The 15,064-nt window shown below is 62.8% G+C and carries 13 protein-coding genes; 2 read left to right on the forward strand and 11 right to left on the reverse strand.

Annotated elements, in window-relative coordinates; all coding sequences use genetic code 11:
- Window positions 1-170: 170 nt before the first annotated feature.
- The 6 genes from DKB71_RS14120 to DKB71_RS14145 all read right to left on the reverse strand — a co-directional run bounded on the left by DKB71_RS14120 (window position 171) and on the right by DKB71_RS14145 (window position 7,632).
- Window positions 171-1,706, reverse strand: coding sequence for an APC family permease (locus DKB71_RS14120; RefSeq protein ID WP_274077554.1), 1,536 nt, complete (start codon window positions 1,704-1,706; stop codon window positions 171-173).
- A 206-nt stretch (window positions 1,707-1,912) separates the two neighbouring features.
- The gene (locus DKB71_RS14125; protein ID WP_406590825.1) at window positions 1,913-2,953 is read right to left on the reverse strand and encodes a heme-dependent oxidative N-demethylase family protein; all 1,041 of its coding nucleotides are present in this window, start codon (window positions 2,951-2,953) and stop codon (window positions 1,913-1,915) included.
- A gap of 18 nt (window positions 2,954-2,971) precedes the next feature.
- Window positions 2,972-3,940 (reverse strand): PDR/VanB family oxidoreductase, encoded by a 969-nt coding sequence (locus DKB71_RS14130; RefSeq protein WP_408600782.1) that lies wholly within the window; start codon window positions 3,938-3,940, stop codon window positions 2,972-2,974.
- On the reverse strand, window positions 3,937-4,539 hold the full coding sequence (locus DKB71_RS14135; protein WP_274077557.1) for a dimethylamine monooxygenase subunit DmmA family protein: 603 nt from the start codon (window positions 4,537-4,539) through the stop codon (window positions 3,937-3,939). The genes DKB71_RS14130 and DKB71_RS14135 overlap by 4 nt, the downstream gene beginning before the upstream one ends.
- Window positions 4,540-5,077: 538 nt before the next feature.
- A complete protein-coding gene (locus tag DKB71_RS14140) occupies window positions 5,078-6,505 on the reverse strand; it encodes a sigma-54 interaction domain-containing protein (protein WP_408600783.1) in 1,428 nt (475 codons plus the stop codon).
- Complete coding sequence (locus DKB71_RS14145; protein WP_408600784.1) at window positions 6,502-7,632, reverse strand: PAS domain-containing protein; 1,131 nt, start codon at window positions 7,630-7,632, stop codon at window positions 6,502-6,504. The genes DKB71_RS14140 and DKB71_RS14145 overlap by 4 nt, the downstream gene beginning before the upstream one ends.
- 328 nt (window positions 7,633-7,960) lie before the next feature.
- Between DKB71_RS14145 and DKB71_RS14150 the strand changes: the two genes are divergently transcribed.
- Window positions 7,961-9,019, forward strand: coding sequence for an IS110 family transposase (locus DKB71_RS14150; protein WP_274078160.1), 1,059 nt, complete (start codon window positions 7,961-7,963; stop codon window positions 9,017-9,019).
- Between the two features lie 687 nt (window positions 9,020-9,706).
- Here the strand turns inward: DKB71_RS14150 and phnE are convergent.
- From phnE to DKB71_RS14170, 4 genes are read right to left on the reverse strand one after another with little or no spacing between them, the layout of a single operon-like run.
- The gene (phnE, locus tag DKB71_RS14155) at window positions 9,707-10,474 is read right to left on the reverse strand and encodes a phosphonate ABC transporter, permease protein PhnE (protein ID WP_408600785.1); all 768 of its coding nucleotides are present in this window, start codon (window positions 10,472-10,474) and stop codon (window positions 9,707-9,709) included.
- Window positions 10,471-11,298, reverse strand: a complete 828-nt coding sequence (locus DKB71_RS14160; protein WP_406590829.1) for a PhnE/PtxC family ABC transporter permease — start codon at window positions 11,296-11,298, stop codon at window positions 10,471-10,473. Before DKB71_RS14160 ends, phnE begins: the two co-directional genes overlap by 4 nt.
- Window positions 11,292-12,089, reverse strand: a complete 798-nt coding sequence (locus DKB71_RS14165) for a phosphonate ABC transporter ATP-binding protein (protein ID WP_274077562.1) — start codon at window positions 12,087-12,089, stop codon at window positions 11,292-11,294. Before DKB71_RS14165 ends, DKB71_RS14160 begins: the two co-directional genes overlap by 7 nt.
- Entirely contained in the window at window positions 12,086-12,937 is an 852-nt protein-coding gene (locus DKB71_RS14170; protein ID WP_323628315.1) for a putative selenate ABC transporter substrate-binding protein, read from the reverse strand. The genes DKB71_RS14165 and DKB71_RS14170 overlap by 4 nt, the downstream gene beginning before the upstream one ends.
- A gap of 397 nt (window positions 12,938-13,334) precedes the next feature.
- Between DKB71_RS14170 and DKB71_RS14175 the strand changes: the two genes are divergently transcribed.
- Window positions 13,335-13,784: a cupin domain-containing protein gene (locus tag DKB71_RS14175; protein ID WP_274077564.1), complete on the forward strand. Its 450-nt coding sequence runs from the start codon at window positions 13,335-13,337 to the stop codon at window positions 13,782-13,784.
- Between the two features lie 6 nt (window positions 13,785-13,790).
- Here DKB71_RS14175 and DKB71_RS14180 read toward each other — a convergent pair whose 3' ends face one another.
- Window positions 13,791-15,047 (reverse strand): MFS transporter, encoded by a 1,257-nt coding sequence (locus DKB71_RS14180; RefSeq protein ID WP_408600786.1) that lies wholly within the window; start codon window positions 15,045-15,047, stop codon window positions 13,791-13,793.
- Window positions 15,048-15,064 lie beyond the last annotated feature (17 nt).

Raw genomic sequence — 15,064 nt, forward strand, 5'->3', positions numbered from 1 at the left:
CTGTCCTCTTTGAAGCTATTTTATTTTTATCTGTGGAATCCGGTCCAAATGTGGGAGCGGGCTTGCTCGCGAAGGGGCCATCACCTTCAACATTGATGTCGGCTGACACACCGCTTTCGCTGGCAAGCCAGCTCCTACAGGATCCGGTTCCCACAATGGGTATCGGGTTGTCAGATGGCTGGTTTGTTTATCGCAGCACCGGGAAGGTCAGCACCCTTGGCCCGCGGCTTGGAAAACTTCCACGCATCCCCCGCCGGCGCCGTGCCTTTGTCGTAGGGCTTGCCCAGCAGCATGTAGACCAGGCCCGCACCCATCACCACCAGCGTGGTGAGGATCATCGAATAGTTGATGTACCAGGCCGCGTCCGGCGAGCGCGGCCAGACCATGTTGACGATGGCGCACACGCCATAGATCAGTGCCGCCAGGTTCACCCACAAGCCCCAGGCGCCGAGGGTGAATTGACCGTTCGGGCGCCAGCCCTTGGCACGGGCGATCAGCGCGGCGACCACGATCAACTGGAAGGCCACGTAAATGCCGATCGCGGCGAAACCGACGATGGTGGCCACGGCATCGGCCATGAACATCCCCAGGCAGACAATCGCCGCCGGCACCAGGCCGCTGACCAGCAGCGCGAACGACGGCACCTGGTTGGCCGACAGGCGCTTGAACAGTGAGCTGCCGACGATCATCTCGTCCCGGGCATAGGCGAACAGCAGGCGGCTGGCCGCCGCTTGCAGGCTCAGCACGCAGGAGATGAACGAGACCATGACCACCGCCATCACCAGGCGCGAACCGACCGGGCCGAAGGCATTGGCCAGGATCGTGGCGACCGGGTCGGTGTCTTCACCGGCCAGTACCTTGGCCATGTCCGGCACCGAGAGAATCAACGCCAGGCACGCGAACATCGCTGCCGCGCCGCCGATGTAGATGGTCATGCGCATGGCCTTGGGAATGCGCTTGCCCGGGTTCGGGGTTTCTTCCGCGACATCGCCGCAGGCCTCGAACCCGTAGTACTGGAACAGGCCGGCCAGGGAGGCCGCGAGGAAGGCCGGCAGGTACGAGCCATTGACCTCAAGGTTGAAGGTGTCGAACAGCACGCCGATCGGTTGATGACGCTCGAAGATCAGCAGGTAGCCACCGACCAGGATCGCCCCGACCAGTTCGCAGAGGAAGCCGAACATCGCCACCCGTGCCAGCAGCTTGGTACCCACCAGGTTCAGCGCGGTGGACAGCAGGATGATCGCCAGGGCGATGACGATGTTGGCATCCGGGCCGGGATTGAAGCCCAGCATGATCGCCAGGTACGGCCCGGCACCCACAGCGACCCCGGCGATGGTGGCGCATAACGCCCAGGCATAGACCCAGCCGACCATCCACGCCCAGCGCTTGCCCACCAGGCGACGGGCCCAGGGGTAGACGCCACCGGAAATCGGGAACTGCGACACCACTTCGCCAAAAATCAGGCAGACCAGCATTTGCCCGGCGCCGATCAGCAGGTAGGACCAGAACATCGGCGGGCCGCCGGCGGCCAGGCACAGGCCGAACAGGGTATAGACCCCGACCACCGGCGACAGGTAGGTAAAGCCCAGGGAAAAGTTCTCCCACAGGCTCATGCTGCGATTGAAATCCGAGCTGTAGCCGAGGGCGCGCAGTTGTTCGGCGTCCTGATCGGCGCTGCTTGCACGCGTGTTGGATGAGCCACTCATGTTATTTCCTCATTATCAATGGCAGTGGATTGCGGTACTGGCGGGTTGGGCCGCCAATGCTCCTGTGGCGCTTGTTGTTATCAGGTTGCCGCCGACCATGTGGGAGCGGGCTTGCTCGCGAATGCGGTTCGACAGTCAACGTGTCTACCGGCTGACACACCGCTTTCGCGAGCAAGCCCGCTCCCACATGGCCAGTGTTCACATGTCTAAGCCTGTTTTTTCGTTTCGCTGTTACGTGCGTCGTCGTACTGCGACAGCCACTCGACCGCCGCATCGCGGTACCGGCTGAAGCCTTTGTAATCGACCAATTGCTGATTCAGGTCGCGCAGCACCCGGTGCATGCGACGCGCCCATGCCGGGTTGGTGGCGATGTCTTCGAGGCTGAGCAGGTAGGTGCGGATCGGAAAGACAATGGCGTTACTGCGCGGCAGGCGGTGCAGCGGTTGCAGCTCGATGCGCAGGTACACCAGCTTGCCGGCGTTTTCTGCGGTCACGAGGGTCCGGTCCGGCGCCCATTCGGGCAGGCTTTCGGCCGAGACCTCAAGACGCGGGTTGACCGTCAGCGACCAGTTCAGGCGGCGTACCGGGTGGCCGGTGCGCAGGCGCAGGAGGAACTTCAGGGCACGGTCGAGCATGCCGATTTCCTTCACCAGCGGCACCGGGCCGTGGAATTCCTCCCAGCTCATGCCGAGGTTGAAGCGCAGCGAATAGTCGGCGCGCTGGGTGGCGATCCCGGCGCCCCAATACAGCGTACCGTCGCGTTCTTCCTGCAAGACCCAGTCGCCCTGGGCCTGGCGGGTCACGTATTCCATCGGCTCATAGGGCAGGGTCGCCGGGTCGCCGAAGGTGAAGTGATCGTCGATGTCCAGCAGGCGGTTGACCCAGTGCCACTGGCGGCCTTCACGGGACAGGGTGAAGTACTGCGGATAGTCGCGGGCATAGGACTCCATGATCAGTTCGAGCAGGTCCCACTGCGCCTCCATCATGTGCGGCGCCGCGACGTAGTGCATGCCCGGATCTTTCTCCAGGGTGATGGCGCGGTCCCGGCATTCGCTGATGTAGTGCTCGTCGATATCGAACGCGGCCCGGAAGGCGCCGTCGCCGACCGAGACATGGGGCTCGAGGTTCATCGAGTACATGTAGTCGTCATCGGGGAACGGGAAGGGCGCGCGGGCGATGGTCTCCGGGCTGTTGGCGAAGGTGTAGTCGTCGCGGTAGGTTTCGTCTGGGTTGAACTTGATATTCATTGTCTTGATTTCCGTCGATCAGAGGTCGATGACCAGGCGATTGCATTTGGCGCGGGATACGCAGGGCATGATTTTCTTGTGGCTGCTCTTGTCGTCGTCCGACAGCCAGTCATCGCTGTGCAGCAGTTCGCCGTCGAGCTCCAGGACCGCGGTTTCGCAATGGCCACAGGCGCCACCACGGCACAGGTAAGGCATGCTGTAGCCCGCAGCCTCGACCGCTTCGAGCATGGTCTGGTCAGGCGAGACTTCGATGGTTGCGCCACTGCGCCCGAGGGTGAAGCTGAAGGCTTCGCCGCCGCTGCTTTGCTCGAGGAAGCGCTCGAAGTGCACGTGGCTGTCGGTCCAGCCCAGGTCGCGGGCACAGGCCAGGGTGGCGTCGATCATGCTGTCCGGTCCACAGGCATAAACGTGACTGCCCAGCGGACGATCGGCGAGGATCCGGCCGATGTCCATGCGCGTTTCGATGCCTTTGCGATACAGGTGGACCTGTTCGCCGTAGGTGGCCTGCAACTCCTTGCCTAGCTGTGCGTGTTCATCGCCGCGAACCGCGTAATGCAGTTCGAAGGGCACCTTGCTCAGGCGCAATTCCTCCAGCTGGGAGATCACCGGGGTGATACCGACGCCACCGGCAATGAACAGGTGCAGGCGGGCCTGCTTGATCAGAGGAAACAGATTGACTGGTGGCGTGACCTCGATCAGGTCGCCCTCGCGGACACGGTCATGCAGCGCCAGCGAACCACCGCGACCGCTTTCCACCCGGCGCACGGCAATCTGGTAGCTGCTGGTGTCATAGGGCGAACTCAGCAGCGAGTAGGGGTTGCGCAGCGTGTTGTTCGGGTTGGCGATGAGCACCACCACGTGGCTGCCGCCGGAGAACGCCGGCAGGTGCGCACCGGTCGGCGATACCAGGGTGAAGCGCTTGATCTCTGGGGTCACCGCTTCGATGCGGACCACCCGCAGATTCAAAGTCCCGTTGTTCTGGCTCATGTATCGAGCTCCTCGGCTGGGGGCAGTTCGCCCGGTACTTCGGCATCGGCCTTGACCGCCTGGAAGGCCGCCAGGCGCCGGGAATAGTGGTCGCGCACCACCAGCGTCAGGCTGCAACCGGGGCAGTCGTAGACGCGTTGGGTCACGTTCTCGGTGTAGGTATCGCAGTGCACGCACCAGACCCGGCGCACCAGGGTGCCGGAGTGCTCGCGAAGCACTTCGTCGCGATTGAGATCGAAGCGGGTGGCCACTTGCATGGCGCTGCCGAGGAAACTTTCGGAACCGGCGAGGTAGAGGCGGGTACCCATCCTGGCGTCGCCGAGCAGGTCGTCGAGGGCGTCGATCAATGCCTGGTTGCTGGCATACACCCGCAGTTGATGACCCGGGTGCTGCTGCAATTGCGCCAGGAAGTCCTGGCCGGAAAATGACTCCTGGGCGTACAGCAAGGTCACGGGGCGATCCAGCCCGGCCATCTCCTCCAGCAAACGCAACATGGCGCGACCGCCACTGCCTTGCCCGGCAATGATGTGCCGGACACCTCCCGGCAGAGGTTGCAACCGGTCGTAGACCGGCCGACTTTTGATCCCGGTGATCAACATTATTGTTATTCCTCCTGACTATCGGAGCCCAACGATGGTGGGTTGCAGATAGCAGGAGCACAGGGCGTGCCAAGTGTTTAAGTCGTTGTTTTTAAAGGCTTAGATATTTTTACAGAAGAAAAGTGTAAGCAGAAATAACTACGTTGTAGGCGTTTTCGCAGCGTTTTACGGGAGGGCACCGGAAAAAACCTGTAGGAGCTGGCTTGTCGGGTCGCCGCATCGCAGCGAAGGCGGCCTCACAGCCGACCAATCTCCTGCCGATGTACACCGATCAACCTGTAGGAGCCGGCTTGCTGGCGATGGCGGCCTGACAGCCGACCATTCTCTTTCAGGTGTACATGGATCAACAGCCAAGCGAGTACCTGTGGGAGCGAGCCTGCTCGCGAAAAACCTGAGAGCGCCTCGGGGTGCCAGGATCTCCGCGTCATCGTTGACGTCCATCGCTGCGATGCGGCGACCCGACAAGCCAGCTCCTACAGTTAAGAGGCAAACCGTAGATGGCACCGAAAGAATAGGGTCGCCAAGCCCGGTCCCGCAGTCAGTCGCGCTGCAACTTGCGAATCAGCGTCCCTATATCAATCCCCAGATGCTGCGCAGCCTTGCGCTTGCTCCCGCACAGGTGCACGGCGCGAAGGATGACCTGGCGCTCGAAATGCTGAACCTGAAGCTTGAGGTTCTGCTCCGACTCTTGCGGCGCTTGTTCCTGCGCGACCGAGGTGGCCCGGGAGCGCATCGGTTCGAGCAGTTCAGCCGGCAAATGATGCTCCTGCGCCTCATCGTCGGCGAGCACGGCCAGACGTTCGAAAATGTTCACCAGCTCGCGAATGTTGCCCGGGAAGTCATAGCTCATCAAACGCTTGCGAACGCCGGCGGACAGGCTCAGGGACGGTACGCGATCGCCATTGATGCGGCTGAGCAGGATGTCGATGAGAAACGGCAAGTCATCGCGGTGCTGGCGCAGCGGCGGGATCTCCACCGGCAGCACGGCGAGTCGATAATAGAGGTCGGCGCGAAACTCACCCAGGTCCACCAGATGACGCAGGTCCTTGTTGGTGGCGGCGATGACCTGTACCTGCACGGTTTTGCTCAGGGGCGAGCCGACCGACTGGATGGTGCTGTCTTCGAGAAATTTCAGCAGCTTGGCCTGTACGTGCAGAGGGATTTCACCGATCTCGTCGAGGAACAGGGTGCCGCCCGACGCCGCTTCGATATAGCCTTGCTTGCCGCCCTGCAACGCGCCGGTAAAGGCGCCGCGCTCGTAGCCGAACATCTCCGACTCGAACAGGCTTTCCGGGATGCTCCCGCAATTGACGTGGATGAACGGACGGTCGCCCCAGCCGGCCGCTCGATGGATGTGCCGGGCGATGGCGGTCTTGCCGACCCCCGGCTCACCCAGCAGCAACAGCCGTGCGCGCCGGCGGAACGCGCGCACGCCGGTGTCGGCGATGCTCGATAGCTGGGGCGAAAGGTGCAGGGCATTGTCCTGGGGGTCGTGCAGGCCCTGGGGCTCCAGCGGCCGGTTGTTGAGCGATGCCCGGCGCTGCGGCTGGCTGGCGTCGAAGTCTTTCTGGGTGAGCATCCGGAACGGTTTTTCGTAGGCACCGGTGGGGATCGCGTGGGTACTGCTGAGCAGCACCCGGCCTTCCCGTGAGCGGGTCAACGCACTGTTGCCACCGCGGTTCAGCGCGGCCAGCAAGTCGTCGTAGTTCAACGCCGAACGCTGGAAAAAATCACGCTCGGACAGCCCCACGGCCTGCTGTTTCGACAGGCGGTTGACGCGCTCGGCGGCCAGGTTGATGAAGCGCAGCCGGCCCTCACCGTCGCTGATGATCAGCGCTTCGCTGAAGCTGTCGAGCAAGGCATGCAAGGCAGGCGTTTCCAGCAGCGCGCCCAGCACTTCGCTGCTGACATTGACCGAAGAGCGCATGCCCATCTGCAAGGTGGGTGGCAGGTTGGAGTCTTTCATGGGTGCAACTCTTGGGGGGTGCGAACGCTCTGGCTTTCACGAAACACCGCCACGCGCCAAGCCACGCCTTCGCGAATCAGGATGCGCGAGCAATGCACATTGAAGTTCAGGTCGCGCCCGCTCAGGTCCGGCAGGGGCAGGCTGTGCCAGGTGCGTTCGGGCAAGGCATTGTCCAGCAGCAAACGGGCGATACCGGCGCCATGGGTGATGCCGAAGGTGTCCTCGAAGGCTGCGTTGCGCCATTGCGGTTGCAGGTGTTCATCGATTACCAGCACCGCGTCGGGCACGGCATCGAAGACCCGGCGCAAGGCATCGATGCGTTGCTCGGCATCGTGCTGCATGCGCAACTCCTGGCTGACGTCACGAATGCTGCCCCACATGCGCAACAGCTGGCCGTTGACGATGGTGGCCCTGACGTCGTTTTCCACGTAGGCCGGCGAGCCATCGTGGCGGCGATCCACCGAGAGCGCTCCGTCGACATGAAACCCGGCCTCGATCAGGCGCCGCACGAACTCTTCGTTGGCCGGGCTGCGTGGCCAGTACAGGCGCACCGGTTGCTGGTTGAAGTCGACATCCGACGGCATTTCGTACACCTCGGCCATGGCCCGGTTGCACAGGCGCCAGTGGGAGTCGTTTTCGAACACCTGGCGCACGATCTCATCCGGGGCATGGTTGATGTCCACCGCCTCGGCGAATTCGATGCACCAGTAGGCGACCTTGGCGCTTTGCAGCATCTGGTTCATCACTTCATTGGCGTTGTGCATTTCCCGCAGCCGGTGCCCCAGCGTACCAAGGGGAATCTTCAACAGGTGCAGGCGTGCCGGTTGCACATTGCGCCACTCCAGCACACCGCTGGCAATCACATGCAGCAGGCCACCGTTGTGGCGAATCAGGGTCAGCTCCAGGCTGTGGATCAGCTCGTCTGCGGGCGGGTTGGCAAACAGCGCCTGCACCGTGCGCAGCGACTCGACGCTCAATACCCGTTCGATCGGTTGATTGAGCAGCTCTTCGGGTGCATAGCCCAATTGATCACTCAGGCTCAGGGACAGGCCGAGCAGTAGTCCGTCGGCGCCGACGGTACTGGTCAGGGGCTGGGCTTTGTTTACCAGCAAATTCAGGATATCCATTGGTGGATCGGCTCGATTCGGCTAATGGGACCTGGGCACAGAATGCCAGGGCAGTCTGGTAAGGGCATATCGCATGCCAACTCAAAAGCCAGTGAACAGGAGGCCTTAAGCGTGGCCTTGACGACCGAGCGCTGCGTTATTGCAGCGTAACAGGCAGATCCGCAGCGCGTTAACGAGATTTATGGTGGTGCGCAGACCTTGTAATTGGATGGACTCGCCCCAGCCGAGGCGTCAATGCGCCACGGTGGCAGTCTAAACAGCCAACGACAGCGAGGGCGAGTCCATGAAAAAGCATAGTTCGATTGATCAATCCCTGTCTTCTACCGATTTGTCGGCCTGCACAACCTTGGCGGTCGATCTGGCCAAGCAGGTTTTTCAGGTCGCCGGTGAAGATGTTCTCGGCCAGGTGCGCTTCGAGCAACGGATCAAGTCGCGCGAGGCGTTCTATGAGTTTCTCCAAAAGTTGCCGCCTCATGTTGTGGTTTTGATGGAGACCGGTCCGGGTGCTCAAGCCTGGGCCCGGCAACTGCAAGACCAAGGTAATTCGGCGCGAATTCTTCCAGCCGGTTTGGTGGCCAAACATCGCAGCGGGCCAAAAAATGATCGCAACGATGCGTTGGCGATTCTGCGGGCTGGTCGCGATGAAAAAATCTGCGCAGTACCGGTCAAAAGCGTCGCGGCGCTGGCCATGCAGGCGTTGCATCGCGCCCGTCAGGGCTATGTGCGTCGGCGCACGGCCGTCAGTAATCAGATGCGCGGCCTGCTGCTCGAGCACGGTGTCGCCTTGGCGCAAGGCGATGTTGCGATCAGCCAGAAAATTCCGCGGGTGCTGGAAGATGCTACCCAGCCGGTGCCGGCCCTGCTGCGTGAACTGATCGACGAACTGCTGGCCGAGTGGCGCCATTTGGGCGAGCGCATCAGCGTACTGACGGGACGCCTGGAAGTGGCCGCCAACGCCGACATGACGGCGAAGCGACTGATGACTGTGCGCGGCATCGGACCAGTCACCGCCACGGCCCTGGTGGCCAAGGAAACCAAGCCTGAGCGATTTCCCAATGCCCGCAAGTTTGCCGCGTACTTTGGCATGGTGCCTGACCAGCACAGCAGCGGGGAAAAGATCCGGCTGGGGGACATGACCAAGCGAGGTGATGCTTATTTACGCAGCCTGATGATCCAAGGAGCCCACGCGGTGCTGCAACAACTACGACCTGATTCCCAGCAACCCGATGACCGCCGCTTGTTGCACTGGATGAGCCGGTTGGGTCGTAAGGAAGCTGCGATCAGGCTAGCCAACCGCAACCTGCGAATCGTCTGGGTGCTTCTACAGAATGACCAGACTTATCGTCGCCACGCCGGAGATGGCCAGCAGGCAACGATGAGCCACTGAGCGACAGAGTTCTGCCACCGAGGTACCAACTGTCCGACCCTTTGCTGAAAAAAATTGACCCCAGGTAAGACCGGCGTGGATTGATGCCTAAGCTCCTACTGGCCTTCGAGGCCTGAATGTAATCGGCATACCACGAGCTTTTCCAATTTTGGCCAGAAGCCGAAGACGGCTTCCACGAATAGGCCTTATACATAGATGCAACGGGGCGACGGTTTTTTAAAAGCGGGTAGACAGTGGGGGCGAGTCCATACATAGGAGCTGGCTTGTCGGGTCGCCGCATCGCAGCGAAGGCGCCCGTCAGATCACCTCGCCATCAAGCCAGCACCTACAGGACCAAATCGATCTAAAAATTCCAGTCCACGCCCTGAGCGTTTTGCTACTCTGAAGTTGTAGGTGAAAACGCAGACTGATGCGCAAGCGGATAGCGAGGACGCGTGGGGCGCGCTCCGAAGGGTACACGGTTAGAAAGATCTCCGCGCTGAGATCCAGCCCTTATGCCGTGTGAAGCAGGACAGCGCTTATTGCTGTTGCTGTGAGAGTCCTGATAAACCTCGTAAGCCAGAGACCAGCGCTGGCCACCTACTTGGCTCTTAGAAGCCTGCCTTGTGCAGCTGAACATATGCAGCTCGCCAAGATCAAATGCCCCGACTTTCGGGGCATTTGTTTGTCTGCTCGTAGCCAACGATCTCAGGCCTTCACCCAACGCTGGCGACTCCAGCTGCTCAGCGTATCGACGGCAAACACCAACACCAGCATCGCCAGGATCACCGTGCTGGCCTGGGCCTCCTGGAACAGGCTGAGGCTCATGTAAAGCATTTGTCCCAAACCGCCGGCACCGACAAAACCCAGCACGCTGGCCATGCGGATATTGTTCTCCCAGCGGTACAGGATGTAGGCCAGCAGCTGCGGGAACAGATTGGGCAGGGTGCCGTAGCAGAACGCCCCCACGGCATTGCCCCCCTGCAGGCGGATCGCGTCGGCCGGTTCCGGCGGAGTGTTTTCCAGCGCTTCGGCAAACAGCCGGCCGAGCACGCCGGTGGTGTGCAGCGCTAACGCCAGGGTGCCGGCATTGGGGCCGAGCCCGGCGGCCAGGACCATCAGCACCGCCCAAACAAGCTCCGGAATCGCGCGCAGGGCATTGAGCACCAGGCGCGACAAACCCTGCATCGGCCAGCCGAATCGACCGGCCGCCGGCAGCGCGAGCAACAAGCCGAACACCGTCGCCAACAGTGTGCCCACTGCCGACATGGCGATGGTTTCCAGCGCGCCGCGAGCAATGGCCTGCAAATGTCCGGTGCTCAGGTCCGGGCTGAGAAAACGCTGAATGTAGGCGAGCATCTGTTTCAGGTTGCCGCTGCCACCCAGTTCACCTAGGTCGATGCCCAGGTAGCGGAACGAAGCGAATACTGCGGCGCCGATGCACAGCACCAGCAACAGGTTGACCAGGCGACTCATGCCAGCCTCCAGCGCAGCAGGCGGCTCAGTTGATCGGCGAGCAGCACCAGGACGAGGAAGGTCAGCAACAGGCTGGCCACTTCACCGCCGGCGAACATGCGCATCGACAGGTCGATCTGCTGGCCCAGGCCGCCGGCCCCGACGAAGCCCATCACCACCGAGGCGCGAATCGCGCATTCCCAGCGGTACACCGTGTACGACAACAGCTCCGCCGCGACGTTGGGCAGGATCCCGTAGCAGAATGCCGCGAGCCGGCCACTGCCGGCTTGCAGCAACGCGTGGGCGGGGCGCTGGTCGACCGATTCGAAAATTTCCGCGTAGACCTTGCCCAGCATGCCGCTGTAGGTAATGGCGATGGCCAGGACCCCGGCGGTCGGACCGAGGCCAACGGCGCGTACGAACAGCAGGGCCCAGACGATTTCCGGCACGCTGCGCAGGAAGATCAGCACCCCGCGCACCGGCCAGCGCAGCAGTTGCCCCCACTGGCTCGGGCGCCCGGCGCGGGACGCTGCCGACAGGGACAACGCGCGGCTGGCCAGCAGGCTGGCGGGGATCGCCAGGAGCAGCGCCAGGGCCATGCCAGCCGTGGCGATGGCCAAGGTCTGCAAGGTGGCTTGCCACAACAGCTGAAGGAATTCTGCGCCATGGGCGGGCGGCCAAAAGGTCGCGACAAAGCGGCCCATTTCGCTCTGGCTGTCACTGGCCAGCAATACACTCAAGTCCAGTTCGCTGAAGCGGATACCCGGCCACAGCAGGGCGATCGCCAGCAGAGTGAGCAGCAGGCGTGGCCGGGCGGCGGGATCACGGGTGGCACGACTCAGCATCGGGGAATCTGCACGCTCAAGGAGGGAACCGGGGTTGGGGAGGGCTGCAACTGCTCGTTGGCGTAGAGGGCGTCGAGTTGCTCGCGGTCGACGGCGCTGGCCGGCAGGTCGAAGAGGATTTGTCCGTCACGCAAGCCGATGATCCGCGAGAAGTGCGCCAGCGCCAGATCCACCGCGTGCAGGCTGGCGACCAGGGTCACGGCGTGCTCCCGCGCATGCTGGCAGAGGACCTTGAGCGTGTGGCCGGCCAGCACCGGGTCCATGGCCGAAACCGGTTCGTCAGCCAGCAACACCTCGGGCGCCTGATACAGCACCCGGGCAATGCCCACCCGTTGCAGCTGGCCGCCGGACAATTGTTGGCACTGAGCGAAGAGCTTGTCGTGCAGGTCGAGCCGGGTCAATGCCGCGCGAGCCCCGGGAACATCCAGCGGGTGCAGCAGGTTGATCAGGCTCTTGGCCAACCCCCACTGACCGATTTTTCCCGCCAGCACCGCGGTGATCACCCGCTGGCGCGGAGGCAGCGGCGGCGCTTGATGCACCAGGCCGATGCGCGCTCGCAGGCGTTGGCGCTGACGGGCCGACAGGTGCCAGGGCTGTTCCCCCAACACCTGCAATTCGCCGTTGCCGGGGCGCAGGCCGGTGGCAAGTACGTTAAGCAGGCTCGACTTACCCGCGCCGGACGGGCCGATGATGGCGACCTGTTCACCGGCTTCGATGTGCAAGTCCAGGCTGCGCAGCGCCTGTACTCCGTTGGCATGGGTGAGACTGACCCGGGTCAAATGCAAGGTCATTTGAGCAGGTCGGCGGCGCGTGCGGCTTCCTCGATGCCCTTGTAGTTTTCCGGCTTGGTCTCGATGAAGCGGCTGGCGGCCTGCAAGTCGAGGATCGCTTTCTGCTCGGGTTTCGCCGGATCGAGCGCGAGGAAGGCGGCCTTGATCTTCGCCGCAAGGGCCGGGTCGAGGGTGCCGCGCACGGTCCAGTTGTAGTCGTAGTAGGCCGGCGTGGTGGCAAATACCTTGACCTTGTTGGTGTCGACCTTGCCAGCCTTGACCAGTTTTTCCCAAACGCTGGCGTTGAGCACACCGGCATCGACCTTGCCCGCCTGGACCCAGGCCACGGTGGCGTCATGGGCGCCGGAGTAACCGACGCGGCTGAAGAAGGTTTCCGGCTTGATGCCGTCCTGCAACATGAAATAGCGCGGCATCAGGCTGCCGGATGTCGAGGACACCGAGCCGAAGGCGAAGGTCTTGCCCTTGAGGTCGGCGAGGGATTTGACGTTCGGGTCGGCGGTGATGAATTTGCTGGTGAACTGGGCGTCCTGTTCGCGCTGCACCAACGGAATGGCATTGCCGGTTTTCAGCCGCGCCTGGACGAAGGTGAACCCCCCGAGCCAGGCCATGTCGATCCGGTCGGTGGCCAGCGCCTCGACCACGGCCGGATAGTCGCTGACCGGCACGAACTCGACCTTCATGCCCAATTGCTGTTCCAGATAAGTGCCCAGGGGCTGGAACTTGCGCAGCAGTTCGGTGGGGGCTTCATCGGGAATGGCACTGACCTTGAGGACGTCGGCGGCCTGTGCCAGCAGGGTGGAAAAGGACAGGGTCAAGCCGACAGCCAATGCCAGGGTGCGTTTGAGCATGAAAGTTCTCCGGTTCATTAGCGCAAGTATTTCGAAGCGCCTGACCTATATGGGATAACGGTCAGGCGCTTTTTGAGGGTAGACGAAGTGCGGCGATTATAGGGATTGCAGATGGCGTATCAACTAATCGCTGCTCGGCGAGGCGCAGAGGTTACCTGTAGGAGCGAGCCTGCTCGCGAAAAACCTCAGAGCACCGCGGGGTTTCAGGCTCCCCGCGCCATCGTTAACGTCCATCGCGAGCAGACTCGCTCCTACAGGTATCGCAACGTATCCACCGCTCACCCAGCTACGTTGGCATACAAAAACCGGGGTGGCGGGACACGCAGGCGATACACGACGAGCGCGTAATGCAACAGCCGGATAACGGCTTTTACCTTGCGCTCACTGGAGAATCACCATGTCCCGAACCCCCACCCGCTACGCGGCAGGCCTGCTCGGCGTTGCCCTGGTCACTGCGACACTCACCGCCTTCACGGGCCTCGCCCAAGCCCAGGAATCCGGCCAGCCACCGGCAAAAAACTGGCAGGCCGGCCTCAAGCGTACGGACCTGGTGCGCCGCGACCTTGACGTCGCCGGGCGCGAAGTGATCCAGGTGCTCGTTGAATTCGATCCGGGCGTGGCGTCGCCGAAACACTCGCACCCCGGGGTAGAAGTGGCCTACGTCACCGACGGCACCCTGGAATATCAACTCGAAGGGCAACCGACCGTGACGCTCAAGGCTGGTGAATCCCTGTACATTCCGGCCGGCACCGCCCATGTGGCGAAAAACATCGGCCAGGGCAAGGCATCGGAACTGGCGACCTACATCGTCAAGAAAGACACGCCGTTGGTGTCGCTGGAGCAGTAAGCGCCTCTACCGCGGTTCAGCCTGCCTGCGCCATGCGATCAGGCAGGCGACAACGATCAGCCCCAGCGCGACCAGAAAGGTCGTGCGCATGCCGCTGGCAATGGCCTGCGGCTGGGCGGTGCCGATGTCGACCGCCTTTGAGGCCAGGGCAAACACGGCGCCCATCGCCGAGGCCCCGGTGACCAGCCCCAGATTTCGTGACAGGTTGAGCAGGCCGGAGACCACGCCGCGTCGATCGGGCAACACGTCAAGCATCACGGCGGTGTTGTTGGCGGTCTGGAACAGCGCATACCCCAAAGTGATAACGACCATGGGCGCGATGTAGCCGCCGACGCCGAACGTTTCGGGCACCATCGACAACAGGCAGCAGCCGAGCGCCATGCCCAGCAGCCCGGCGAGGGTCATGGCCGGGGCCCCCCAACGGTCGACGATGCGCCCGGCGGGCACTCCGGACAGCGCGGCGACCAGCGGCCCGACCGCCAGCACCAGCCCGATCTCCATCGCCGTCAACCGCAAGGTCTGCGACAGGTAGAACGGCCCGACCAGCAGCGTCGTCATCATCACGGTGGTCACCAGCAGGCTCATGGCAAGGCAGCCACTGAGTCGGCTATCGCGCAACAGCGCCAGTAACAACGTACCCAGCGACCCCGCACGCCCGGTTTGCTTCGCTTGATCTTCGGGCAGGTAGCGTTGCGCGAGCAGCCAGGCCAGCAGACCCAGGGGTACGCTGATGAAGAAAATCCAGCGCCAGCCGAATCCGTCAATGAGCACGCCACCGAGCGCCGGTCCCATCGCCGTACCCATGGCGGACAGGGTCCCCAGCAGCCCCATGGCGCTACCGGTCTTGCCCTTGGCCACCGTGTCGCCGACAAAGGCCAGGGTCAGCGCCATCATGACCGCCGCGCCCAGGCCTTGCAGCGTCCTGGCAGCGATCAGCAGGCCAAGATTGGGCGCCAGGCCGCACAGCGCCGAAGCCAATGTGAACAGGGCAATACCGGACAACAGCAGGCGGCGCCGACCGACAAGGTCGCCGAGGCGGCCGACGCTGACGATCGAGGTGGTAATGGCCAGCAGATAGGCGATGACCACCCACTGCACCTGTTGAAAGGACGCGCTGAATGCCTGTGCCAGGGATGGCAGGCCGACGTTGGCGATGCTGGTGCCGAGGGACGACAACAACATCGCCAACGACAGGCTGGCCAGCGCCCCTTTCACCGAAGGTGTTTGTTGAGCCACTGCCGCGACTGCAGATCCGTCATTCATGGTGTTGCCCTTTTCTG

Origin of the sequence: Pseudomonas sp. PLMAX, from assembly GCF_046042685.1 — a bacterium.
In the GTDB taxonomy this organism is placed as follows: Bacteria; Pseudomonadota; Gammaproteobacteria; order Pseudomonadales; family Pseudomonadaceae; genus Aquipseudomonas; species Aquipseudomonas putida_AE.